Source organism: Streptomyces sp. NBC_01508 (assembly GCF_045040315.1).
Classification (GTDB): Bacteria; Actinomycetota; Actinomycetes; order Streptomycetales; family Streptomycetaceae; genus Streptomyces.
The window spans coordinates 7,906,631-7,930,891 of the sequence record NZ_CP109419.1 but is presented as its reverse complement, the minus strand read 5'-3'; the positions used below and the strand labels follow the sequence as shown (position 1 = coordinate 7,930,891).

The window sequence follows — 24,261 nt, the reverse complement described above, 5'->3', positions numbered from 1 at the left end:
ATGTCCCGTCCTCCTTACCAGCGGTGGTGGATCTCCGCACGGATGCGGCGGTCGTACAGGTCCCGCACGGCGTCCAGCGTGGCCTCGGGCAGTGGCGCGAGACGGGCCGCGGCGGCGTTGGCCCGCGCCTGCCCGACGGAGCGGGCGCCGGGGATGACGCTGCTGACACCCGGCTGCTGGATGATCCAGCGCAGCGCCGTCTGGGCCGCCGTGGCGCCTTCGGGTGCCAGCCCGGAGAACTCGGCGGCTGCCGCGAGGCCCGTGGCGTAGTCGATGCCGGAGAAGGTCTCGCCCTGGTCGAACGCCTCGCCGTGCCGGTTGAAGCTGCGGTGGTCGTCGGCGGCGAAGACCGTGTCCTTCGTGTACTTGCCGGACAGCAGACCGGAGGCGAGCGGGACGCGCGCCACGATGCCGACCCCCGCTTCCCGGGCGGCGGGCAGCACCTCTTCGAGCGGCTTGAGCCGGAAGGGGTTGAGGATGATCTGTACGGAGGCGACGCCGGGCCGGGCGATGGCGGTCAGTGCCTCGGCGCAGGTCTCGACGCTCACGGCGTAGGCCGCTGTCCGCTTCTCGGCGACCAGGGTGTCGAGCGCGTCGAAGACGGCGTCGCGGGAGTAGACGGCGGAGGGCGGGCAGTGCAGTTGCACAAGGTCCAGGGTGTCCACACCGAGGTTGGCGCGCGAACGGTCGTTCCAGGCACGGAAGTTGTCCAGGTGGTAGTTCTCGGGCCGCTGTGCGGCGCGGCGGCCCATCTTCGTCGCGACGACGACATCGGTGTCCGGGCGGTTCTTCAGGAACCGGCCGATGAGCTGTTCGCTGCGGCCGTCGCCGTACACGTCCGCCGTGTCGAAGAAGGTCACCCCCGCTTCGAGCGCCGCGTCGAGGACGGCGAAGGCGTCGGCCTCGGCGACGTCACCCCAATCGGCTCCCAGCTGCCATGTGCCCAGTCCGACGACGGAGGCCTCGCGGCCCGTTCTGCCCAGTGCGCGCTTCTCCATGCGGATCATGCTACGGCGGGCCGTGCGGCGTGACCGGGCGGGGCGGAGCGGCCCGCGAGGGCCTGAACCTCAGAGCTGCTGGGTGAGGTTGACGGTGTTGCCGTCCGGGTCCTTGATGTGGGCGACCCGCTGGCCCCACGGCATGTCGTTGGCCGGCCCGCGCACCTGTCCGCCCAGCTCCTCGACATGCCCCACCAGCTCGTTCACGTCGGCGACGGCGACGCTCAGCAGCATGCGCTGCGCCGTCCCCAGCTCGATGTCCGTGTCCGACACCAGCCCGAGATCGGAGTCGCCGACCCGCAGGTTGATGAAGAACGCGGGTCCCTCGTCGGGGGTGCGGGACGTCTCCACGGCACCGAGCAGTCCCTGGTAGAACGCCAGCAGCCGGTCGATCCCGGGGGTGATGAGCAAGGGCTGGATCGTGGCAGACATAGGTCTCCTCCTACTGATGGCCGCCCGGCTTCCCGAAGGGAGCCTCGGTGGCGGACCGTGAATGGTTTCCCTCTGGTGACCGGCGGCGGTCCCGTGAGTCATCGGTCGGCCGCCGGCCCGCTCCCCCGGTGATTCTCACCGGGCGGTGCCCACCGCGCGATCGCTACGGCGCCGTACCCACCGAGAACACCGCGCCCGCCGGGTCGGTGACAGTGGCCATCCGCGCGTACGGGGTGTCCTCGGGGTCGGTGGACGAGCCGCCGGACTCCGTGGCACGCCGCGCCACCGCGTCGGTGTCGGACACCGCGAACAGCGTCTCCCAGGCGGACGAGGGAACGCCGGGGCTGCCGATGATCCCGCCGATCTCGTGCCCGTCGGGGCGGCGCAGGAAGGTGAAGTCCAGCTCCGGCACTTCCTTGTTGCGGTCCGGCGTGAAGCCGAAAAGCGCCGTGTAGAACGCGCGGGCCCGCTCGGGGTCGGGGGTGATCAGGTCGTTGCGGATCAGCGAGTCGGGCTCGTTCACGATCTCGCTGCCGAGCCGGGAGCGGCCCTGCCACAGCCCGAACCGGGCGCCGACCGAGTCCGTCGCGACGGCCGTACGGGCGTGGTCGGCCAGGTCCGCCGGGGGCTCGATCAGCCGCCCGCCCCTCTCCGTCACGCGCCGGGCGGTGCCGTCGCAGTCGTCGGTGGCGAAGTACATGGTCCACACCGCGACGGTCCGGTCCGGGTCCGGGACGATCCCCGCGACCGGCCTGCCGCGCAGCAGACAGCGGGTCCCCTGAACGTCGCCGGTCGGGTACGGCTCGTACTCCCAGCCGAAGAGGACCTGGTAGAACGCGAGTGCGCCGGCACGGTCGGGGGTCCTGAGATCGATCCAAGTGGGGGTGCCTTCGGGCTGGTTGCCGCTGAGTACGCTCATGTTGTGCTCCTTGGTCGGGCGTCGGCGCGATGACCCCAACGTAGAGAGCGTCTAGGTCAGAAGATGTCCTAGAAACACCTGCGGATGAGCGGCGGATCCCCGATCGGGCGCTCCATCATTCGGTCATGACACGCTCATCGAGGCGCCGCCCCCTTGGCCGGACGGTTCTCGCCGTCGTCGTCGGTGCCGTGTGCACCCTCACCGGCTGCGTGGCGGCGCCGCCCGACACGGAGTCCGACGACGGGCGGACCGCCCGGACCGCGCGGCCCGCCCGGACCGCCGTACCGCTGGGCGACACCGTGCTGGTGAACCATCCGGACGGCCACGACGACGCCATGCTGGCCCTCGCGGTGACGGCCGTCGTGGACGAGGCGTCCAGGGCGAAAGGCACGGGTGCGCCGGACGGCAGGAAGTGGGTCGCCGTACTCGCCGAGGTGAACAACGCGGGCGCGCGGCCGTACGGGCACGACGTACCGCACAGCTTCACGGCCGTGGACACGCTCGGCCGCAGATATGTGCCGCTGCCCGCGTCGGCCGAGCTCACGGTGGGCCCGGTCATGACCTGGCGGGTGCCGCTCGCCGCCGGGCGGTCGGCGCGTGGGTGGCTGGTCTTCGATCTGCCGGCGGACGCGGCCCTGACCACGCTGGAGTTCGGCCGTACGCGCACGTCGGCGGCCTCGGCCGACTGGGCGCTGTGACGGATTGGTGCGGGCGGGGCGACCCGCGCCCGGCTACTCGGCCGTCAGCCCCTCGAAGTACGCCTTCTGCGCCGGGTAGTAGTCCTCGAACACGGGCCGCGGCATGCCGTCGAGGGAGGCGGCGAGCGTGTCCAGGTAGTACTCCCAGCCCGCGCCGATCTCACCGAGACCGGCCTCCGTGTCACGGTGCTGGATGAACGTCAGTTCCGTACCGCCCGCGCCGGGCGCCCCGGCGGACGTGCCCGACAGCTTCAGCTCCAGATTCCAGCTGCCCGCCTCGTCGACCGTCGAGACGGCGAGCCGGTGCGGTGCCTCGCACGCCTCGACGCGCATCTCGGTCCAGGGCTCCCGCTCCTCGAAGACCATCCGCACGCGCACGGTGCGGCCGGGGGCGCCGTCCCCCTCCCACGCACCGAACCACAGGGCGGTGCGCGCCGACTCGGTGACGGCCGCCCACACCTCTTCGACCGGGAGGCGGAATGTGCGCGTGAGGACGAGATCGACTCCGTCAGGTGTGCGCAGCAGCCTGCCGGTCGGGATCGGGATGGTGGCCATGGGGATCTCCTCCTGGGGGACGGCCGGACGGCCGGACAGGCCCGGTCTACCACCTGCCACTGACAGCGGCCGCTCGTCCGCCCCACGGCGGCCCCACGGCCGGAAGCCACTGCCGGAACAGGACGACCGGCGCCTCGCGGGAACATTCGATGACCGGTGCCCGTTGAGACGTATGTGGGTGTGGATGGAACAGTGTCCCCGGGCCCCATCAAGAAATGCCCGCAGGGAAGATCGTTCGGCTGAAGCCCTGTGGAGCCCATCGCCGCGAGGCGACCGCCGTCCGCACCCCGCACAGACGGCCCCGACCGGTCTCCCCCGTCCGGTCGGGGCTCCTTTACTGTTCAGGCATGACGGCTGAGGGGGACGCGGCACGGCCCGGCGGTTTCGCCGCCGCGACCGGTGACGGCCCGCCGTCCGCCCTCGCTCCGGACGTCCGTGCCGCCGAGGTCCGCGTCGCCTTCGGCGGCCTGGTGCAGATCCGCCGCCTCACCAACACCACCGCCGCCGATCCCGCAGCCGTACCGGCCGCCTGGGAGCGGAACCAGCCGGTCCGTGCCGTCGCCCTGGCCCTGGAGGCCGCCGCAATCGCGCCCTCCGCGCTGGACGGCGAAGGCCGGCGTACGGCCACGGGATTCCGCGTCGCCGAGGGCGAACGGCCGGGGACGGTACGGGTGGAGTGGCTGGGCCCGCACGGCAGCGGCGCCGCCCAGGACGAGGAACGCCGGCTGACCGGCTGCGCCGCCGCTCTGACCCCGCTGGGCTGGGAGGCCCTGCTCTACCGGGGCCCCCGCCGCCGACGGTTCCTGGAAGTGGAACCGGCCCCCTGACACCGCCCCTTCTCCGGGCGGCTGCATCCGGCCCCGGCGGCCGGAATCCGGGGTACTCCCCCACCCCGTACGTAATCCGGCGGAAAATTGTTCAATGCTCAGTCTGAATTATTTAAAACCGCAGGTCAGACCCCAATCCGGATAACGAATACTGTCATCTGGAAGACGGGCTTAACACTTGCCCCCCATCTCCTTACCGTGGTGCGCACATTGACTCACAAGGCGACACGGGAGCCGGAATGCCAAGTAATGCTCTTTCCCGTCGTGCGATTCTGCAACGCAGCGCGGTGGCGGGCGGTGTCCTCTCCCTGGGGCCGCTGCTCGGCGGCGCGACCGAGGCACTGGCGCAGTCCACCGGGGAGACGGCGACGGCCGCCGGCAGAGGCAAGAAGGACATCTACCGGCGGATCGGCGTACGGCCGCTGATCAACGGGCGCGGCACCTACACCATCCTCAGCGGTTCGCTGATGCTGCCCGAAGTGCGGGAAGCGATCGACGCGGCGGCGAGACAGTACGTACACCTGGACGAACTCGCCGACGCGGTGGGCAAGCGGCTGGCGAAGATAACCAAGACGGAGCACGGCCTGGTGGCGTCCGGTTGCCATGCCGCGCTCACCCACGCCGCCTCGGCGTGCGTCTCGGGCGGCAACCCCGACCTGCACGTGCGGCTGCCGGACCTGACGGGCTTCCAGAAGACCGAAGTCATCATCCCGGCCCACTCGCGCAATGTGTACGAGGCCGCGGTCAGCCTGGTCGGTCTGAAGGTCGTCGAGGTGACGACACCCGACGAACTGAAGGAGGCCATCGGCCCGCAGACCGCGCTGATCTACATCATGGCGGGGCCGCGGGTGGACGAGAGCGAACTCCCCACGGATGTCATCGCCTCGATCGCCGGCCCCAAGGACGTGCCGGTGCTGGTCGACGCCGCGGCGGAGATCCTGACCATCCCCAACGTGCACCTGGAGCGTGGCGCCGACCTCGTCGCGTACAGCGGCGGCAAGGCCATCCGCGGCCCGCAGTCGGCCGGTCTGCTGCTCGGCCGGGAGGACCTGGTACGGGCCGCGTGGGTCAGCAGCGCGCCCCACCACGGCGTCGGCCGGGGCTACAAGGTCGGCAAGGAAGAGGCCATGGGGATGCTGGCCGCGGTGGAGATGTGGGTCCAGCGCGACCACGACGCCGAGTTCGCGCGGTGGGAGTCCTGGCTGAAGACCATCGCCCGCCGGGTCTCCGCGATCGGGAGCGTGAAGACACAGGTCACACAGCCGGACAGCCTGTCGAACCGCACCCCGTCACTCTCCATCACCTGGAACGAGAAGAAGCTCGGCGTGTCCGGAGAAACGGTGATGGACACGCTGTACGACGCCGAGCCGCGTATCGCGCTCAACACCGCGGGCAGCGACGACCCGGAGCGGACGGGTGTGTCGATCACGCCGTACATGCTCCAGCCCGGCGAGGAGAAGGTCATCGCCGACGCGCTCGTGCGGATCCTCACCGACCCGCCCGCGCCGCCCGCTCCCCCGCGCCCGCCGTCGGTCGACGCGACCGGTGAGTGGACGCTCGACATCGAGTATCTGGCGGGCAGTTCGAGCGCGCACCGGCTGGAACTCACGCAGGACGGCGCCGAGATCACCGGCACCCACACCGGCGAGTACGTGTCCAGGAAGGCGACCGGATCGGTCAGCGGCAAGACGGTGACCGTGCGCAGCACCCTCAGCGAATCGTCCGGCGACTCGCTCGACTTCACGTTCACGGGGACGCTCAAGGGCGACTCGATGAGCGGCGAACTCAACATGGGCGAGTACCTGAAGGCCACGTGGAAGGCCGAGCGCGGCGGCTGAGCCGCGCGTCCAGGCCTCGGCCCAGATCTCTCAGCCCGCTCAGCCCGCTCAGCTCTCTCAACTCTCCCCAGCAGCAATCCCATTGACGTTCCGTGCCCGCGCCCGCGCGTGCGGGCACGGACGAAGGAGAACGCATGACGAACCGCAGGGACTTCATCCGCAAGGCTCCGGTCGTGGCGGCCGTGGCGGCGACCCCGGCACTGGCCGTCAAGGCCACCGAGGACCGCAAGCGCCCCAAGCCCGAGAAGGAGATCCACTACCCGGGCGGCGGCGAGCCGCCGGAGAACCCGCTGTTCAGCCCGGTCGTCAGCTACGGCGATCTGGTCTTCATCTCGGGCATCGGCGCGCATTTCGAGGGTGACATCACCGCCCACACCGAGCATGTGCTCAACGAGGTGGAGAAGTACCTCGAAGCCGCCGGGTCGTCCATGGACCGGGTGCTCAAGGTCAACGTCTACCTCAACACCCTGGACGACTACGACGGGATGAACGCCGTCTTCCTCGGCCGCTTCGGCCCCGAGCCGGGCGTACGCACGACGATCGCCGCGCAGGCCGGTATCCCCGGGGACTCGCTCGTCGAGATCGACTGCATCGCCGTGCGATGAGCCACGCCACGCGGCACACGGCCACCGCTCGTACAACATCCACATCCACCGCTCGCACTTCGCGTCACCGGACGAAATTGGGGTTGGCATGTCACTGAGATCACGGGCCCCCTGGGTCGTGCTCCCCGCGGTTCTCACCCTCGTGGTGGGGGCGTCGGCCGCCAGCAGCGCCGCCGGTCCGCCCTCGGACGACCCGGCGCCGGGCTCGGACGCCTCGGCGTCCGCCGTCACGTACGACCTGCTGCTGCGCAGGGGTCATGTCATCGACCCCAAGAACAACCGCGACAAGGCCATGGACATCGCCGTGAAGAACGGCAAGATAGCGGCGGTCGGATCGAAGATCGACCCGTCCCGTGCCAAGCAGACGATCGACGTCAAGGGGAAGTATCTGACCCCCGGTCTGATCGACATGCACACACATCTGTTCAGAGGCCCTGAGGACGCGTACTCCAACGGTGTTCTCGGCCTGCCGCCGGACGGATTCACCTTCCGGGCCGGGGTGACGACGGCGGTTGACACCGGCTCGGCCGGCTGGGAGAACTTCGACCTGTTCAAGAAGAACATCGTCGACACGTCCAAGACCCGCGTGCTGTCCATGCTGAACATCGTCGGCAAGGGCATGGCCGGCGGCGCAAAGGAGCAGGACCTCGACAACATGGACGCGGCCGAGGCCGCCAAGGTCGCCAAGAAGTACCCGGAGATCATCCGGGGCATCAAGACCGCGCACTACGAGGGCCCGTCCTGGGAGCCGGTCGAGCGCTCCGTGGAGGCCGGCAAGATCGCGGGCATCCCGGCGATGATCGACTTCGGGTCGACCACCCCGGAGCGGACCACCGAGGAACTGCTCACCAAGAAGCTGCGGGCCGGCGACATCTACTCGCACGTCTACTCGGGCTTGCGCGGCGAATTGGGCGAGGACGGCAAGCTCAATCCCGCCCTGGCGGCGGGGCGTGAGCGCGGGGTGCTCTTCGAAGTCGGCCACGGCGGCGGAAGCTTCGACTGGAACGTCGCCATGGCGGGGAAGAAGGAGGGCTTCTGGCCCGACACCATCTCCACGGACCTGCACGTGACCAGCATGAACGGGGGCATGAAGGACATGTCCAACGTCATGTCCAAGTTCCTCACGATGGACATGCCGCTGAAGGACGTCATCGAGGCGTCCACCTGGAAGCCGGCGCAGACCCTGGGCCGTAAGGACCTGGGCAATCTGTCCGTCGGGTCGCCGGCCGACATCGCGGTCTTCGGCCTGGAGAAGGGCAAGTTCGGGTACACGGACAGCTTCGGTCTGCGGGTCGACGGCAAGGAGAAGCTGGTCGCGGAGGTGACCGTGCGCGCGGGTGCGGTCGTGTGGGACCTCAACGGCAAGGCGGCGAAGCCGTGGAAGCCGGGCGCCGTGGGCAACAAGACCAACACGGAGCACGCGGCGCCGTAGGCAGGGCGCCGGAGACAACGAACAGAGCCGCTTCCGACCGTGCAGGTCGGGAGCGGCTCTGCCGGTTTCTGCCGGTTCTGCCCAACGGCCCCCTACGGGGAGGGACGGCTGCCGCAGAGGCATCCCGTACCGGTCGGTGCCGGTGACGACGCCGGGTTGCGCGGCCGGGCCGTGCTGGGGAAGCAGCGCCGTCAGCCCGCGGGGCGGGCCTCGCGCCCGCCCCGCGGGGCGGCTGATGACTCCGTCGGTGCGTGCGATCGCAAGGCGGAGGATCGGCGGTGTGGATGGCCCGGCCGTACTTGGGCGAGTCCGACAACGGAGGGGGCACCTCCCGTGCCCCCTCGGGGCTACGGAGGAGTGCGTGCCGGGGCGTCACGGGGCAGGCGGGGACTTCCAGAACACGGCCTCGTGGGCCGGGCTTGTCCTCGATCGGTGGACGGGCCGCCATCGCAGCCCGTCCGACGACTGAGGACAAGCCTGCTGCCGGACGGACCCGGTGCCGGGGCTTCACGGGACGCCGAAAGGCGTTGGACGGGCCGCGTACGCGACCCGTCCAACGCTTCGGGACAGGGTGTTCAGTGCTTGGCCGGGAACGTTGACCGGGTTGCGCGGCTCTTGGGCCGCGCCTGTCCTCAGTCGCCGGACGGGCCGCCATCGCAGCCCGTCCGGCGACTGAGGACGAACCGGCCCACCGGACCGACCACCCGGTGAACCCTTCCGGTCACAGAACTAGGCCCTGTCCGGCGGATCTTCGGGGGTCCGGGACGCCTCGCACGGCACCTCGCTTCGTTGACAGCGTTTTCGAAGGCATCCGAGTACGTCCAGTACGAGCACGATCCTCCGCCTTGCGACGCACCGCACCAGACACCCCGGGCTGATCCCCGAAGATCCGCCGGACAGGAGCTAGCGCCGGAGGTCACCCGCCTGAAGGACCGCCTCCCGGTTGGGGATGGGGCCCACCGCGCCGTGGCCCGTCGTCGTGAGCGCCGCCGCGATCACCGCGTAGCGCGCCGCCTCCAGCGGGGAGTCGCCGTCGAGCAGCCGGGCGGCGAAGGCACCGTCGAACGTGTCGCCGGCGCCCGTCGCGTCGGTGGGCACGACCCGGTGGGCCGGCACGTGGGTGGTGCGGCCCTCCTCGCCGAGCAGTACACCGTCTGCGCCCATCTTCAGGACGACGATCGCGGGTCCGCGCCCGGCGAACGCCGCGAGGACGTCTGCCGGTTCGTGCACGCCGGTGAGCAGCCGGCCCTCGTTCAGGTTGGGCAGGACGATGTCGGCCAGCTCGGCGCTGCGCATGACGATCGCGCGGGCGCGGGCCGCCGGCCACAGGGCGGGCCGGTGGTTGGGGTCGTACGACACGAGCGTGGAGTGCGCGCGGGCGGTCTCCATGGCGTGAAACGCCGCGTCGCAGGCGGACGGGCCGACGGCCTGGGTGATGCCGCTGATGTGCAGCAGCTCGGCGGCGGCCACCGCCCGCTCCGGTACGTCCGCCGGAGTCAGGCGGCTCGCCGGTGACCCGGCACGGCGGTAGGTGAAGGCGTGCTGCCCGTCGCCGTGCCGGGTGATGAAGTAGCTGCCGGTCTCGCCGCCCGGTTCGGTGACGACATGGGTGGTGTCGACGCCCTCCCGCTGCCACAGGTCGGTCAGCGCCCGGCCGAAGGCGTCGTCGCCGACGCGGGTGACGTAGCCGGTGCTCGCGCCAGAACGGCGGGCGGCGATCGCCATGTTGGAGGTGTCGCCGCCGAAGCCGGCGAGGAAGGCGGTGGAACTCTCCAGCGTTCCCTCGGCGGCGGCGTTGAATTCGAGCAGGGGCTCCCCCATGGAGAGCACCGCGGGGTCGGTGGCCGGCATCGCGTCAGATCCGGTTGTACTTGGCGAGACCGTCACGCAGCGACCCCGACGACAGGATCAGCGCGGTCTGTTCCTTCTCGCGGTTCTCGATGTCCACCGCGGTGGCGAGGACATCGTCCACAAGTGCTTGCGGTACGCGGACGACGCCGTCGCGGTCGGCGACGATCAGATCCCCCGGGCGTACGGTCACTCCGCCGAGGACGACGGGCTCGTTGAGCGAGACGGTGCGGTAGCGCCCCAGGGTGGTGGCGGGGACCGCGTGGCGGGCGTACACGGGGAAGTCGGGGAAGTCCCGGCCGATCTCGGTGACATCACGCACCCCGCCGTCCAGGACGCAGCCCGCCAGCTTCCTGGCGACGGCTCCCGCCGTCATCAGCCCGCCCCACACGGCCACGTCGGCGGCGCCCGCGTCGATGCACACCACGCTGCCGGCCGGGGACTCGTCGATGGCTGCCAGCGCGTGCACCGGCGGTTCCATCTCGGAATCCGGCACCTCACGGACCGTCACCGCCGGTCCCGCCAGTGTCCGCGCGCCCGGTACGACCTGGTGGACCGCTCCTTCGAGATAGCCGCGGACGCCGTGCTGTTCGACGGCGTCCGCGACCGACGCGGTGGCAAGGGACCTGTAGGCCTCAAGGGTCGCCTCGGGGTAGCTGGTCATAGGGGTTTCTCCAGTCTCTTTCCCGGGTTCCGGGATACGGGTTCCGGGGGAACGGGGGCGGGGCGAACGGTCAGGCGGTCAGGCCGTCAGGCGGGGCTCTTGGGCGCGGTGGGCATGCCCTTGGCGGCCTTCTTCGGCTCGGTGCCGAGCGGCACCACGTGCTTCATGACGACGCCGTACACGAGGGCGCCGAGGAGTGACACGCCGGCGGCGACGGCGAGGGGAACGAAGTACGAGCCGCCGAAGATGTCGAGCAGGACACCCACCACCACCGGACTGAGCGCGCCGGCGGTGTTGGAGGCGAAGCCCTGGATACCGGCGAGCGAACCGACGTTGGCCGGCGTCGGCGCGACATCGGCGGGCAGCGCCCACAGGCTGGACGCGGCGAAGCAGAGGGACGCCTGGGAGAGGGCGAGCAGCGCGAGCGCGAGGTAGGCGCTCTCGACCAGTCCGGCGAGCACGATCACCGAGGAGAGGATCAGCCCGATGACGATGGGGAACTTGCGGGCGTAGGTGACGGTGTGGCCCTGGTTGATCAGCCGGGTCTGCACCCAGCCGCCGAACCACTGCGCGGGCATCGAGACCAGCGCCGGGATCATCCCGAAGAAGCCGAGCTTGAGCAGGTCGAAGTCCCGCTCGTCGACCAGGTACGACGGGAACCAGGTGATGAAGAAGTACAGCACGAAGGACAGACAGAAGAAGCCCAGGACCATGCCCCACACCGTGCGGTAGCGGAACAGTTCCTTCCAGGGCATCGCGGGCACCGTCGAGCCCGCCTCGTTGGCGCCGCCCTCCCGGATGTAGGCGCGCTCCTCGGCGCTCAACTTCGGGTGCTCGTCGGGGTCGCGGTAGAACTTCAGCCAGAAGGCGGTGAAGAGGAGGCCGACGATTCCGGCTGCCACGAACGAGCCGCGCCAGCCGAGCCAGGCGATCACGACGGTGGTGATGGGCAGGGCGAAGGCGGTGCCTGCCCGCCCGCCGCTGTCGAAGATCGAGGCGGCCATGCCGCGTTCGCGCACCGGGAACCAGCGCGCCACGATCTGTGAACTGGACGGGTACGCGGGCGACTCGACGGCTCCGAGCAGCAGGCGTACGAAGAACAGCACCAGGAATCCGGTGACCGCGCCGACCAGCATGGTCGCGATCGACCAGGCGGCTATCGCGAAGGCCATCATCTTGCGCGGGCCGTAGCGGTCGACCAGCCAGCCGGCACCGGGCAGGAACGCCGCGTACGTCCAGAAGAACGCGCCGAGCAGCAGTCCGGTCGCGGTCTTGGAGAGGTCCAGGTCCTTGGTGATGTAGGGCAGTGCCACACCGAGATTGGCGCGGTCCATGTAGTTGATCGTGACGGCCCCGAAGGCCAGCCAGATCATGGTCCATCTGACGCGTCCCGCCGGACTGGCCGGGACTGGTGGGGTTGCGGTCATGAATGCTCCTCGAACGTGCGTCGTCCGTGCACGTGAGCAGTGGAAGGAGTCATCGGTCGCCGGGGCGGGAGGTGGGGGCTCCGTGGTGATCCCGGTAGTGGCGTGAGCGTATGAGCCCGTTGTCCCCGGCGTGAAGGGCGAGTTGCACATACGGGTATTCGGAAAACGGATTGCGGCTCATTCGCTTCGGTTCACGGACCTTGTTGCCCGCTGTCGGCTCGCGTACAGCAAGAGGCATGCTGCGACCAGAAGTTCGTCTCGAATGGTTTGTCTCATTCCTCGGCGTCATCGATACGGGGAGTTTCAGTGCCGCCGCCGAAGCCGTTCACCGCTCCCAGCCGCGGGTGAGCATGCATGTGGCCGCGCTGGAGCGGGAGGCCGGTGTGCCGCTCTTCGACCGGAGCAAGCGGCCGGTACGGCTGACGGAGGCGGGCGAGGTGCTCGCCGGTCACGCCCGCGCGATTCTGTACCGGCTGGCGACGGCCGAGGAGGCGATGGCCAGCCGTCGCGACTCGGCCCGGGGGGTCGTGACGCTGGGGAGCTATCCGAGCGCGAGCGCCGCGTTCGTGCCCGGTCTGCTGGAGCATCTGGCGGTGAGCCGGCCGGCGATCAAGGTGGTGCTCGTCGAACGGTCCACCCTGGAGCTGGACTCGGCGCTGTCGCACGGCGAAATAGACATCTACCTGCGGCCCATGGCTCCGCCGGTCGGTGACACGGTGCGGTTGCGGGCCCTGTGGCAGGAGTCCCTAGCGGTCGTCCTGCCACTGGGTCACCCGCTGGACAAGCTGCCGGATCCGCTTCCGGTGGCGGCCGTCGCGGCGTATCCGCTGATCACCATCGGGCGGCTCGGCTCACCGGGCGTGCCCGGATTCGAGACGTACGAGGTGTTCCGCGAGCACGGTTTCGAGCCGGAGGCCGTACAGGCGACGAACCAGCCGCAGACGCTCGTCTCGCTCGTCCGCAGCAGGCTCGGGGTGGGGGTGACCAACCATCTCGCGGTGTCGACGGCGGACACCAGGGACGTGACGGTACGGCGTCTCGACGCCCCGTGCGGGCGCCGGGTGGCGGTGCACTGGGACGCCAACCGGCCGCTGATTCCGGCGGCGCGTACGCTGTTGCGGGAAATCCTCGAAGCGCCCATTCCGCCCGGCACACAGCGCCTGTCGTAATCCGCGGGACCCCTCACGGGGCAATTCGGATTCCGGAGGCACGGCATTCGGAAAACGAATGACGGGCGTACGGCGGCGGCCGGGTGAAAGGTTTCTTCCGGAAAGGGTTGGAAGGGCCGGAAAGGGGCGGGCAGGACCGGTGGGCGGGAGCGCGGCCGGCCGGGGATTTCACCGGCCCGCCTTCTCCGCGCGCTCACTGCCGGCCTCCTCGCCCCACGGCCACTGCGGCATGGGCAGCTTCCCGACGACCTCGCGCACGGCCTCGACGGCGGGTGAGACGACGGGGCCGGCGCGCCACCAGGCGGCGACGGCGCGCTCGCACTGGGGATCGGAGATGGGGACGAGTGTCACGCCCTCGGTGTTGGCCGTCGTCATGGCGAGGCTGTTGGTGACGCCCACGCCAAGTCCGTGGCGGACCAGGGAGATGAGGGTCTGGGGCTGGTTCGTCTGGGCCGCGATGACCGGGTTGAGACCGGCGTTGGCGAAGGCGAGGTTGGTCTCGTACTGACGGGCCTGGCCCTCGCCGCTCTCGCCGATGCTGATCACCGGGAGCATGGCGGTCTGCGCGAGGCGTACGGAGCCGGCGCGCGCCAGCGGATGGTCGGCGCGGAAGACGGCGACGAGGGGTTCGCGCCAGAGCACCCGGCTGGCCACCAGGTCGGAGTTGATGAGCGGATGCAGCGGGCGTATCGCGAGGTCCAGGTCGCCGCTGACGAGGTCGGTGCCGAGCGCGACGCTCGGCCCTTCCCGCAGCACGAGCCGGACTTGGGGGTGGGTGATCCGCAGGGCGCGTACGGCCAGCGGGTAGAGGTACGACGCCGCGCTCGGGTACGCCCCGAGTCTGACCTGACCGGAAATCGTCCCTCTGGTGAGATCGCCCAGGACATTGAGCCTGCGCAGGATCTCCTCGGCGTGCGGCAGCAGTCCGCGGCCCTCGGGAGTGAGGACCGCGGGCTGTACGGAGCGGTCGAGCAGCCGGGTGCCGAGCAGCCGTTCCAGCTCGGCGACATGGCTGCTGACCCGGGGCTGTGAGCGATAGAGGGCCTTCGCCGCGGCGGAGAATCCGCCGTGGTGGGCCACGGCCACGAAGCTGGCGATCCAGTCGATCCGGTAGTGGTAGACGCTCCCGATATCCATTGAGTCCCCGTCCCTTCAACCTAGGTCTTCACCTAGGGCAGGGAGCCTACAGCGCAGGTCACGAGGGCAATAAGGGATTCCTCAGCGAATGAACCGATTCACGTAGTCGGCTCCGAGGCCATTTTCCGTGTAGTGGGCACGACACATGTCGATCTTTGTGAAGGTGTCCTCGTAGCCGGTCTGCACCCCGTTGTCGTCGACGTATGCCATCGCTCCGGTGATGTTGAAGAACGTGATCATCTCGTCGCAGTCCTCCGGTACCGCGAGGGTGTGGATCTCGCCCGGCGGCTCGTAGACGAAGTGTCCGGCCTCGGCGACCCAGTCGTGCTCGTAGTAGTGCCACTTGCCCTTGATGACGTAGCCGAACACCACGCCGGGGTGGCGGTGGCGGGAAACGATCCCCGCCGCCGTGACCTTGAGGAGATTGCACCACTGGCCGGTGACGGTGTTGAACATCAGTGGCCGGAACCAGACGTTGGGGGCCTGGGGCACCCAGATCCGGTCGTCGTCGGGCAGGGCGGCGACGGCGATCTCCTCCGGCACCATGGTGGACAGGGGGATGACGGGGCCTTGCGGGTCGGTCATGGTTCTCACTCCTCCTGGAGGTTCGGGAGTTCAGCGGAATCGGGATCCGAGGGAATCAGTGGATTCGAGGCTTCGGGGATCCGGAGCTTCGGGATCCGGGGAATCGGCGGGATTCCGGGGTTCAGGCGGCGAGGTATCCGCCGTCCACCGGGAGTACGGCTCCGGTCACGAAGCGCGCGTCCTGGCCGCAGAGGAAGGTCACGGCGCCCGCCACGTCGGCCGGTTCGCCCCAACGCCCCATCGGGGTGCGCTCGATGATCCGCCGGGCCGCCTCGTCGTTGGCCTGGAGGTCCGCAGTCAGGGCCGTACGGATCCAGCCCGGCGCGACGGCGTTGACGCGGATGCCGTCCTCGGCCCAGGCCACGGCGAGTGCCTTGGTGAGCTGCGTGATACCGCCCTTGCTGGCTGTGTAGGCGGGCACCTTGGGGCCACCGAAGAAGCTCAGCATGGAGGCGACGTTGACGATGCAGCCGCCCGAGCGGCGCAGCAGGCCGTGCGAGGCGATGCAGGCGCGCATGGTGCCGGTGAGGTTGATGTCGACGACGCGGGCGAAGATCTCGGGGTCGTACTCGCCGCCTCGGACAATCACGCCGGCCGCGTTGACGAGTACGTCGAGCCGGTCGACGCCGCCGAGGAAGTCTTCGAGTTCCCGGGCGCGGGTCAGGTCGATCTCGACGCGGCTGACCGAGTCGGGCAGTCGCCCGGCCGCGCCTGCGGCGTCGAGCCCGGCGACGATCACCCGTGCGCCGGAGGCGGCGAAGCGCTCCGCGACGGCCGCGCCGATGCCGCTGGTGCCGCCGGTGACGACGACCGTGCGCCGGTCCTCGCCGCCCGCGGCCTCCGCCGCCTCCTCCGGCGTATCCGATGGATCCGCGCGGCGCGGCCGGCGCTCTTCGTCGTGCCCTCCGCCGTCATCGACGGTTTCCGCAAGGTGGTCCTCGCTCACTGACATCCCCTCCGCACGGAATCACGACGCTACGGGTCCGATTCCAACAGCCCCGGCGGTGTGGGGCCTTCGATCATGCGCGACGAGGATGACCCCCATTCGATTCCGGCGGCCCCGGCCCGGCCGCCTGGCTCACGCCGGAGCGGGTGTCGGCCCCGCCGCCAGCGGAGGGCCGGTCGCGGTTGACCGACCAGAAGGTCAGCCGGGCGTGGTGGCGCTGCTGCGCGGAGGCGAGGATCGTGCGGAAGTCGGCGCCGGTGATGGTCTCGCCGACGTCGGTGACGCCGTTCATCGAGGAGACGCCGGTCTTGCGGTAGGCCTCGTCGTCGCCGTAGCCCGTAGGCGTTCTTGACAGCGGTCTTCAGACCCTCGGCCGCCCGGACCGCCAGCGTGCCCATGGTCTGGCCGGTGCCGAAGGTGATGTAGATCTCGATGCCGGGGTTGTTGGCCCGGATCGCCCTGAGCGCGTCCACGGTGCGCTGCTGGAAGGTGGGGGGCTGTCGTAGGGGGCTGCCACGCGGATCCAGGTTGCCCTCGGGCGCCGGGCAGGCCGGGAGGGGTGGCCTGTCCGGCACGTGGAACTTCGAACATCGGTCGTGGAACGTGGACTTGGTGCGTGGTGCGTGGTGCGTGGTACGTGGTTCGGACGGGAGTCCTAGTACTGCAACCGCGTTTGCAGTGACGACGTGACGTCGTGGTCGTTGTGCTTGTCATGGGTGGGGACCTCGAAATCGGTGACGTGCGGCGGTGGGCGGTGGGGCTGGAAGAGGTGCACGAGCGGTTTGTGCACCGTTTTCAGCGTTCGGAGCCCCGCGAGTCGGCGCTGGCTTACATGCGCGGGTTGGTGTCGTCGCTGGAGCGGAAGAACGCGTGGACGGTCGCTGAGCGCGCGGGGCATGACCGGCCGGACCGTTTGCAGAGGCTGCTCAATACGTGTGACTGGGATGCCGACGAAGTCCGCGACGATGTGCGGGAGTTCGTGATGGAACATCTCGGTGACCGGCAGGCGATCCTGGTCGTGGACGACACCGGGTTCTTGAAGAAGGGGGTCCGCTCGGCCGGTGTCCAGCGCCAGTACACGGGCACGGCGGGCCGGATCGAGAACAGCCAGGTCGGCACGTTCCTGGCCTACGCCACCGAGGTCGGCCACACGCTGATCGACCGGGAGCTGTACCTGCCCGCGTCCTGGACCGAGGACCGGGACCGCTGCCGCACCGCGGCGATCCCCGACGAGGTCACCTTCGCCACGAAGATCGAGCACGCCAAGGCCATGATCGAACGGACCCTCGCAGCCCGGGTGCCGTTCGCGTGGCTGACGGCCGACGAGGCATATGGGCAGGTCAAGGGGTTGCGCTACTGGCTGGAACAGCGTGGGGTGTTCCACGTGCTGGCCACCCGTCGGACCGACACTGTCGTAACCGCCTCCCGCATGGACCATGTCGTGGAGGAACTGGTGGCGGGCCTGCCCCGACAGGCATGGAAACGCCGCTCGTGCGGGTCGGGCGCCCACGGCGAGCGGGTCTACGACTGGGCCCGGGCACCGATCCGGCCCTGGCGTGAGGAGGGCGTCGAGCACTGGGTTCTGGCCCGTCGCAGCGTCACCGATCCCACCGGGATCGCCTACTACGTGTGCTTCGCACCCGAGGGCACCACCTTGAACACACTGCTGGTGGTGGCCGGCCGCCGGTGGACGATCGAGGAATGCTTCCAGACCGCGAAGAACGAGTGCGGCCTGGACCACTACCAGGTCCGCAAGTACCACGCCTGGTATCGGCACATCACGCTGGCCATGGCGGCCCACGCCTACCTGGCAACGGTCCGTGCGCAGGAGCTGAAAAAGGGGGCTCACGATCCGCTGACCAGTACCTTGTCCCACTGAGCCTGCCCGAAATCCGCCGCCTGACCGCCCACCTCACCGCACGCCTCCTGCCCTCACTCGCCCAGGTCCTGCACTGGTCCCACTGGCGGCGACGAGCACAGCACCGAGCACGCGTCAGCCACTACAAACGACGAGGCCACAGCCCGTGACTAAACCATCGTCACAGCTACTGCAACCGCGTTTGCAGTGACGACGTGACGTCGTGGTCGTTGTGCTTGTCATGGGTGGGGACCTCGAAATCGGTGACGTGCGGCGGTGGGCGGTGGGGCTGGAAGAGGTGCACGAGCGGTTTGTGCACCGTTTTCAGCGTTCGGAGCCCCGCGAGTCGGCGCTGGCTTACATGCGCGGGTTGGTGTCGTCGCTGGAGCGGAAGAACGCGTGGACGGTCGCTGAGCGCGCGGGGCATGACCGGCCGGACCGTTTGCAGAGGCTGCTCAATACGTGTGACTGGGATGCCGACGAAGTCCGCGACGATGTGCGGGAGTTCGTGATGGAACATCTCGGTGACCGGCAGGCGATCCTGGTCGTGGACGACACCGGGTTCTTGAAGAAGGGGGTCCGCTCGGCCGGTGTCCAGCGCCAGTACACGGGCACGGCGGGCCGGATCGAGAACAGCCAGGTCGGCACGTTCCTGGCCTACGCCACCGAGGTCGGCCACACGCTGATCGACCGGGAGCTGTACCTGCCCGCGTCCTGGACCGAGGACCGGGACCGCTGCCGCACCGCGGCGATCCCCGACGAGGTCACCTTCGCCACGAAGATCGAGCACGCCAAGGCCATGATCGAACGGACCCTCGCAGCCCGGGTGCCGTTCGCGTGGCTGACGGCCGACGAGGCATATGGGCAGGTCAAGGGGTTGCGCTACTGGCTGGAACAGCGTGGGGTGTTCCACGTGCTGGCCACCCGTCGGACCGACACTGTCGTAACCGCCTCCCGCATGGACCATGTCGTGGAGGAACTGGTGGCGGGCCTGCCCCGACAGGCATGGAAACGCCGCTCGTGCGGGTCGGGCGCCCACGGCGAGCGGGTCTACGACTGGGCCCGGGCACCGATCCGGCCCTGGCGTGAGGAGGGCGTCGAGCACTGGGTTCTGGCCCGTCGCAGCGTCACCGATCCCACCGGGATCGCCTACTACGTGTGCTTCGCACCCGAGGGCACCACCTTGAACACACTGCTGGTGGTGGCCGGCCGCCGGTGGACGATCGAGGAATGCTTCCAGACCGCGAAGAACGAGTGCGGCCTGGACCACTACCAGGTCCGCAAGTACCACGCCTGGTATCGGCACATCACGCTGGCCATGGCGGCCCACGCCTACCTGGCAACGGTCCGTGCGCAGGAGCTGAAAAAGGGGGCTCACGATCCGCTGACCAGTACCTTGTCCCACTGAGCCTGCCCGAAATCCGCCGCCTGACCGCCCACCTCACCGCACGCCTCCTGCCCTCACTCGCCCAGGTCCTGCACTGGTCCCACTGGCGGCGACGAGCACAGCACCGAGCACGCGTCAGCCACTACAAACGACGAGGCCACAGCCCGTGACTAAACCATCGTCACAGCAAACACGGTTGCAGTACTAGTCGCTGACGCGTACGTAGTCGACGACGAGTTGCTGCGGGAAGACCGTGCTGCCGTCGGGGTCGCCGGGCCAGTAGCCGCCGACGGCGAGGTTGAGGATCAGGAAGAACGGCTTGTTGAACACCCACTGGCGGCCACCGAGATCGGCGGGCGTACGGGTCTGGAAGACGTTGCCGTCGACCGACCACTTGATGGAGTCCGGCGCCCAGTCGACGGCGAAGGTGTGGAAGTTGTCCGCGAAGGCCTCGCCGTTCGGCAGGCTGTAGCCGGCGCCGATGCCGCCCTCGCCGGAGTAGCCGGGGCCGTGCAGCGTGCCGTGCACGGTGCCGGGCTCGAAGCCGACGTTCTCCATGATGTCGATCTCGCCGCTGTTGGGCCAGCCGACCTGGCCCATGTCGTTGCCGAGCGCCCAGAACGCGGGCCACATGCCCTGGCCGCGCGGGATCTTCATGCGGGCCTCGACCCGGCCGTACGCGGAGTCGAACTTGCCCGAGGTGTTCAGCCGGGACGAGGTGTACTCACATGTGCCGTACCAGCACTGGTAGTTGCCGGGGTTCTCCTTGCGGGCGGTGATGACGAGATTGCCCTGCCCGTCGAGGGCGGCGTTGTTGTTGCCGGCCGTGTAGTACTGCCGCTCGTGGTTGTTGACGTTGTCGCCGGTCTCGATCTGCCACTTGCCTCCGTCGACGCCGGCTCCGGCCGGGCCGTCGAAGTCGTCTTCGAACTTGATGGCTGCGGGGGCCGCGGCGGGGTGGGGGTCGGCCGCGGCGGAGGCTCCGGCGGGCACGGCGGCCACGGCTCCTGAGGTGCACAGAAGTGCGAGGGTGTACAGCCCCGTACGGCGCCGCCAGTCCTTGAACACGGTCACGGTCATCACATCGCTTTGCGTGGGGGGCATGCGTATGACAGGTACGGCTGAGACACGAAGCGCCTCGCCGTACTTATTTCAATGCTTGATTCAAGGCAGCCACGGGGTGCCCGTCAAGGAGTTGGTACGGACCTCAAATATCGGCGGTGTGTTTTCGGCCCATCCACGCGAACGTGCGGCGCGGCGTGCCCCACGGCAACACCCTTCGCCGACACGCCTCTTGACCTGCACATGATGAACGCGGAGCATTCACCCCAGCGTCACTGGTGCTGTGGAAGGCTCCTGCGGAAACGTCACATCGCCATGATCACCGTGTGCCCCGTCCCACCGGTCGGTTCTACGCGCGGTGATCTCGTCATCGAGAGGACACCCCCACATGTCCCGTCGTCACCATCCCGCCGTGCGGCCGGTGCTGACCCTGTGCGCCGCCGCCGCGGTGCTCGCCGGCAGCGCGACCGCCGCCCCGGCCGCCACCCCCCTCGCGGCCCCGCCGGGAACCAGCGCCGCCGGAGCCACCGCCGCGGCCGGTACCGCGGCACTGGACGACACGTACTACCAGAGCGCGCTCGGCAAGACCGGGCCCGCGCTCAAGAGCGCGCTGCACACCATCATCAGCGACCAGACGAAGCTCTCGTACAGCGCCGTCTGGGAAGCGCTCAAGGTCACCGACCAGGACCCGGCCAACTCCGCCAACGTCGTCCTCCTGTACAGCGGCACCTCGCGCTCCAAGTCGCAGAACGGCGGCGACGTCGGCGACTGGAACCGCGAGCACGTGTGGGCGCAGTCACACGGCGACTTCGGTACGTCGCAGGGCCCCGGCACCGATGTCCACCACCTGCGTCCGGAGGACGTCCAGGTCAACGGCATCCGCGGGAACAAGGACTTCGACAACGGCGGCAGCCCGGTCAGCGGCGCCCCGGGGAACCTCACCGACAGCGACTCCTACGAGCCGCGTGACGCCGTCAAGGGCGGTGTCGCCCGCATGATCCTCTACATGGCGGTCCGTTACGAGGGCACCGACTCCTTCGCCGACCTCGAACCCAACGACCGCGTCAACAACGGTTCGGCCCCCGCGATGGGACGGCTGTCCGTGCTGAAGCAGTGGAACGACGAGGACCCGCCGGACGCGTTCGAGAAGCGCCGCAACGACGTCATATTCGATCAGTTCCAGCACAACCGCAATCCGTTCATCGACCACCCCGAATGGGCCGAGTCCATTTGGTGACACCCCTGGGTGGAACGGCGCGCCCTCCCCGGGCGCGCCGGCTCCGGGTGCTTGAGTGACGGCCGTCAACTCCAAGCGCCCCATCGGGGAACGCCGGCCGGAGCCCCCGGGCGCGGATGACCGGATCCGCGCCCGGGGGCTTCGGCTTGCCCCGGCGCACTCCGCAGACAGCCCCTCTGGAGGTCGTCCGTGACACCCGTCTCGGCCACCGATGTCATCACCGACGCGCTGGTGGAACTCCAGCGGCGGGTCGCCACCCTGGACGAGGGCGAGGTCGCCTCGTACATCCCGCAGTTGGCCACCGCCGACCCCAGTACCTTCGGTATCGCGCTGACCAGCATGGGCGGCAACCACTACTGGTCGGGCGGCGTAGACACGCCGTTCACCCTCCAGTCGGTGTCGAAGCCGTTCGTCTACGCGCTGGTCCTGGCCGAGCTGGGGCTCGACGAGGTGACCCGGTGGGTCGGCGCCGAGCCCAGCGGCGAGGGGTACAACGCGATCAGTCTGGAGCCGGGCACCGGGCGGCCGGCGAACGCGATGATCAACGCCGGGGCCATCGTCACGACCGCACTCGTACCGGGCACGAACGAGGAGGAGCGGTTCCGGCGGATCCTCGACTGTCTCGGCCGGTTCGCCGGACGGCGGCTGGACGTGGACGAGGCGGTGCGCGCGTCGGAGTCCGAGACCGGCGACCGCAACCGGGCCCTGACCTATCTGATGCACGGCGCGGGGTCGCTGCCCGGCGGCCCGGACGGCGTGGAGACATACTTCCGGCAGTGTTCGGTGCGCGTGACGACGGCCGATCTGGCGGCGATGGCCGCGACGCTCGCCAACGGCGGCGTCAATCCCTCGACCGGCGAATCGGTGGTGCCCGAGCCGGTGGCGGTGCAGGTGCTCGCGGTCATGGCCTCGTGCGGGATGTACAACTCGTCGGGCGACTGGCTGCTGCGGGTCGGACTCCCGGCGAAGAGCGGGGTGTCGGGCGGGCTGATCGCCGCGAGTCCGGCCAGGTTCGGCATCGCGGTGCACAGCCCGCCGCTGGACGCCATGGGTACTCCGGTACGCGGCGTGGCCGTGCTGCGCGAACTGTCGGAGAGGTTCGGCCTGCACCTGATGCGCCGGTCGTCTCGGACGGCGCCGACCGTGAAGCTGGCGGAGACCGCGCGTACCGCTCCCTCGGACCGGCCGCGCAGCGAGGCCGAACGTGAGGTCATCGAGCGCGCGGGCGACAACGTGGCGATCGTCGCCGCCCAGGGAATCCTGGACTTCACGGAAGCGGAACGGCTGTTGCACGAACTCGGCACCGTCATCCCCGACGAGCCCGGCTGGGTGGTGCTCGATCTGGAGGACGTGTCGGAGATCAGACCGTTCGCCGAGGGCATGCTGCGCCAGGCGCTGGCCCGGCTGGCGGCGGCCGGGCACCAGGTGACGGTGGTCGGTGATCTGGCGCCGCACGCCGAGGCGTCCGGGGAAGGTGGCGAGAGCGCGTGGCGGCAGGTGCCGTCGCGTGACACGGCGGTGGCCCGGTGCGAGGACGCGCTGCTCGCGGCGGGCATCAACCGGCAGAAGGGGCAGGGCCGTTCCGGCGGCGACGGTGCGTGAGCGCCGTACGGGCTTGAAGCCGTACGGCGATTGAGGACGAGCCGGCCACCGGACGGACCCGGTGACCTTCCGGCCACCGCCCCGGCCCCGCCACCGCACTAGGGCGTGCTGCGAAAGTCCCGCCTGGCCGACGACGCCTGGCACGCTCTCCCCCGTAGCCCCGAGGGGCACGGGAGGTGCCCCCTCACCGCGTTGACAGCGTTCTCGAAGGCATCCAAGTACGGCCGGGCCATCCACAACGCCGATCCTCCGCCTTGCCATCGCACGCACCCAACGCCGTCGGCCCCGCCCTCCGGGCGGACGGCGCCACTTTCGCAACACGCCCTAGAGTCGGGGGGCCGGGCAGCCTCCGAGGTCCGGGTACAGGATCGGAGCCCCCATGCCGCGTACGTTCACCGTGTCCGACAGTGTCGTCGTCGCCGCGTCACCCGCCGCCGTCTACGAGCAGGTCAGCCGGCCCGCGCTGATGGGCCGGTGGAGCCCGGAGAATCTCGGGGCGACCGTCCGTACCGGCGCGAAGGCCGGGGACGGCGGCGCCCCGGACACGTACGTGGGGATGGTCTTCGACGGCCACAACAAGCGCGGTCCGCTGCGCTGGACGACGCGCTGCACCGTGACCGCCGCCGACCCGGGTGAGCGGTTCGCCTTCCGCGTCCACGCGATCGGGCTCAGGACCCCTCGGCTGCCCGGTCCGATCGCCACCTGGGAGTACCGCCTGGAGGCGGTCGACGGCGGCACGCGTGTCACCGAGACCTGGACGGACGACCGGCGTTCGTGGCCCGACCGGGTCGCCAACGCCTTCGACCGGGTGGCGACGCGCGGCCACACCTTCGCCGAGTTCCAGGGCAGGAACATCCACCGGACGCTGAGTAACCTCAAGCGGGCGGTCGAGGGCGCCCCGGCGTCGGACTGACGCAGCACGTCGACTCGGGGCGTCGATCGGCCGGTGACGGTAGGTCACTTGCCCGCCTATGGCATATGCCAAAAGCACCACCGGATCGAGTGTTGCCGAATCCCTTACGGCCCCTGGCAGCC

At 69.8% G+C, this 24,261-nt stretch carries 22 protein-coding genes and 1 pseudogene; 11 read left to right on the top strand and 12 right to left on the bottom strand.

The window, feature by feature from the left end; translation table 11 throughout:
* Window positions 1-14 precede the first annotated feature (14 nt).
* The 3 genes from OG700_RS36450 to OG700_RS36440 all read right to left on the bottom strand — a co-directional run bounded on the left by OG700_RS36450 (window position 15) and on the right by OG700_RS36440 (window position 2,349).
* The gene (locus tag OG700_RS36450; RefSeq protein ID WP_405621192.1) at window positions 15-1,007 is read right to left on the bottom strand and encodes an aldo/keto reductase; all 993 of its coding nucleotides are present in this window, start codon (window positions 1,005-1,007) and stop codon (window positions 15-17) included.
* Between the two features lie 60 nt (window positions 1,008-1,067).
* Entirely contained in the window at window positions 1,068-1,430 is a 363-nt protein-coding gene (locus tag OG700_RS36445; RefSeq protein WP_405621190.1) for a VOC family protein, read from the bottom strand.
* A gap of 163 nt (window positions 1,431-1,593) precedes the next feature.
* Window positions 1,594-2,349: a VOC family protein gene (locus OG700_RS36440; RefSeq protein WP_405621188.1), complete on the bottom strand. Its 756-nt coding sequence runs from the start codon at window positions 2,347-2,349 to the stop codon at window positions 1,594-1,596.
* Window positions 2,350-2,474: 125 nt separating this feature from the next.
* On the opposite strand from OG700_RS36440, the gene OG700_RS36435 reads away from it, so the two are divergent.
* Complete coding sequence (locus tag OG700_RS36435) at window positions 2,475-3,047, top strand: DUF4352 domain-containing protein (protein WP_405621186.1); 573 nt, start codon at window positions 2,475-2,477, stop codon at window positions 3,045-3,047.
* Window positions 3,048-3,080: 33 nt separating this feature from the next.
* Here OG700_RS36435 and OG700_RS36430 read toward each other — a convergent pair whose 3' ends face one another.
* Window positions 3,081-3,602: an SRPBCC family protein gene (locus OG700_RS36430; protein ID WP_405621184.1), complete on the bottom strand. Its 522-nt coding sequence runs from the start codon at window positions 3,600-3,602 to the stop codon at window positions 3,081-3,083.
* Window positions 3,603-3,949: 347 nt separating this feature from the next.
* Here OG700_RS36430 and OG700_RS36425 point away from each other — a divergent pair, with 347 nt between their 5' ends.
* From OG700_RS36425 to OG700_RS36410, 4 genes are all read left to right on the top strand, one after another.
* On the top strand, window positions 3,950-4,429 hold the full coding sequence (locus OG700_RS36425; protein ID WP_405621182.1) for a hypothetical protein: 480 nt from the start codon (window positions 3,950-3,952) through the stop codon (window positions 4,427-4,429).
* Window positions 4,430-4,668: 239 nt separating this feature from the next.
* Window positions 4,669-6,267 carry an aminotransferase class V-fold PLP-dependent enzyme gene (locus OG700_RS36420; RefSeq protein WP_405621180.1) on the top strand — a complete coding sequence of 533 codons (1,599 nt, stop codon included), beginning with the start codon at window positions 4,669-4,671 and terminating at the stop codon, window positions 6,265-6,267.
* A 134-nt stretch (window positions 6,268-6,401) separates the two neighbouring features.
* Window positions 6,402-6,872 carry a RidA family protein gene (locus OG700_RS36415; RefSeq protein WP_405621178.1) on the top strand — a complete coding sequence of 157 codons (471 nt, stop codon included), beginning with the start codon at window positions 6,402-6,404 and terminating at the stop codon, window positions 6,870-6,872.
* A gap of 88 nt (window positions 6,873-6,960) precedes the next feature.
* Window positions 6,961-8,304 (top strand): amidohydrolase/deacetylase family metallohydrolase, encoded by a 1,344-nt coding sequence (locus tag OG700_RS36410; RefSeq protein WP_405621176.1) that lies wholly within the window; start codon window positions 6,961-6,963, stop codon window positions 8,302-8,304.
* A 903-nt stretch (window positions 8,305-9,207) separates the two neighbouring features.
* Here OG700_RS36410 and OG700_RS36405 read toward each other — a convergent pair.
* From OG700_RS36405 to OG700_RS36395, 3 genes are all read right to left on the bottom strand, one after another.
* Complete coding sequence (locus OG700_RS36405) at window positions 9,208-10,155, bottom strand: sugar kinase (protein ID WP_405621174.1); 948 nt, start codon at window positions 10,153-10,155, stop codon at window positions 9,208-9,210.
* 4 nt (window positions 10,156-10,159) lie between these two features.
* Complete coding sequence (locus OG700_RS36400; RefSeq protein WP_405621172.1) at window positions 10,160-10,816, bottom strand: RraA family protein; 657 nt, start codon at window positions 10,814-10,816, stop codon at window positions 10,160-10,162.
* A gap of 86 nt (window positions 10,817-10,902) precedes the next feature.
* Complete coding sequence (locus OG700_RS36395; protein WP_405621170.1) at window positions 10,903-12,243, bottom strand: MFS transporter; 1,341 nt, start codon at window positions 12,241-12,243, stop codon at window positions 10,903-10,905.
* Window positions 12,244-12,479: 236 nt separating this feature from the next.
* Here OG700_RS36395 and OG700_RS36390 point away from each other — a divergent pair, with 236 nt between their 5' ends.
* Window positions 12,480-13,412, top strand: coding sequence for a LysR family transcriptional regulator (locus OG700_RS36390; protein ID WP_405621168.1), 933 nt, complete (start codon window positions 12,480-12,482; stop codon window positions 13,410-13,412).
* Between the two features lie 168 nt (window positions 13,413-13,580).
* On the opposite strand, the gene OG700_RS36385 is transcribed toward OG700_RS36390, so the two are convergent.
* From OG700_RS36385 to OG700_RS36370, 4 genes and pseudogenes are all read right to left on the bottom strand, one after another.
* Window positions 13,581-14,549 (bottom strand): LysR family transcriptional regulator, encoded by a 969-nt coding sequence (locus tag OG700_RS36385; protein ID WP_405621166.1) that lies wholly within the window; start codon window positions 14,547-14,549, stop codon window positions 13,581-13,583.
* 81 nt (window positions 14,550-14,630) lie between these two features.
* Window positions 14,631-15,134: a 2,4'-dihydroxyacetophenone dioxygenase family protein gene (locus tag OG700_RS36380; protein ID WP_405621164.1), complete on the bottom strand. Its 504-nt coding sequence runs from the start codon at window positions 15,132-15,134 to the stop codon at window positions 14,631-14,633.
* Window positions 15,135-15,255: 121 nt separating this feature from the next.
* A complete protein-coding gene (locus OG700_RS36375; RefSeq protein WP_405621163.1) occupies window positions 15,256-16,080 on the bottom strand; it encodes an SDR family NAD(P)-dependent oxidoreductase in 825 nt (274 codons plus the stop codon).
* A 73-nt stretch (window positions 16,081-16,153) separates the two neighbouring features.
* A pseudogene (locus OG700_RS36370) lies at window positions 16,154-16,594 on the bottom strand (hypothetical protein); the annotation flags it as partial.
* A 198-nt stretch (window positions 16,595-16,792) separates the two neighbouring features.
* Here OG700_RS36370 and OG700_RS36365 point away from each other — a divergent pair.
* Window positions 16,793-17,959, top strand: coding sequence for an IS701 family transposase (locus tag OG700_RS36365; RefSeq protein ID WP_405621376.1), 1,167 nt, complete (start codon window positions 16,793-16,795; stop codon window positions 17,957-17,959).
* 220 nt (window positions 17,960-18,179) lie between these two features.
* Window positions 18,180-19,346 (top strand): IS701 family transposase, encoded by a 1,167-nt coding sequence (locus OG700_RS36360; RefSeq protein ID WP_405621376.1) that lies wholly within the window; start codon window positions 18,180-18,182, stop codon window positions 19,344-19,346.
* Between the two features lie 183 nt (window positions 19,347-19,529).
* On the opposite strand, the gene OG700_RS36355 is transcribed toward OG700_RS36360, so the two are convergent.
* On the bottom strand, window positions 19,530-20,405 hold the full coding sequence (locus tag OG700_RS36355; protein WP_405621160.1) for a family 16 glycosylhydrolase: 876 nt from the start codon (window positions 20,403-20,405) through the stop codon (window positions 19,530-19,532).
* Window positions 20,406-20,775: 370 nt separating this feature from the next.
* Between OG700_RS36355 and OG700_RS36350 the strand changes: the two genes are divergently transcribed.
* From OG700_RS36350 to OG700_RS36340, 3 genes are all read left to right on the top strand, one after another.
* The gene (locus OG700_RS36350) at window positions 20,776-21,624 is read left to right on the top strand and encodes an endonuclease I family protein (protein WP_405621158.1); all 849 of its coding nucleotides are present in this window, start codon (window positions 20,776-20,778) and stop codon (window positions 21,622-21,624) included.
* A 189-nt stretch (window positions 21,625-21,813) separates the two neighbouring features.
* Window positions 21,814-23,226 (top strand): glutaminase A, encoded by a 1,413-nt coding sequence (glsA, locus tag OG700_RS36345; RefSeq protein WP_405621156.1) that lies wholly within the window; start codon window positions 21,814-21,816, stop codon window positions 23,224-23,226.
* Between the two features lie 379 nt (window positions 23,227-23,605).
* Entirely contained in the window at window positions 23,606-24,139 is a 534-nt protein-coding gene (locus OG700_RS36340; RefSeq protein WP_405621154.1) for an SRPBCC family protein, read from the top strand.
* Window positions 24,140-24,261 lie beyond the last annotated feature (122 nt).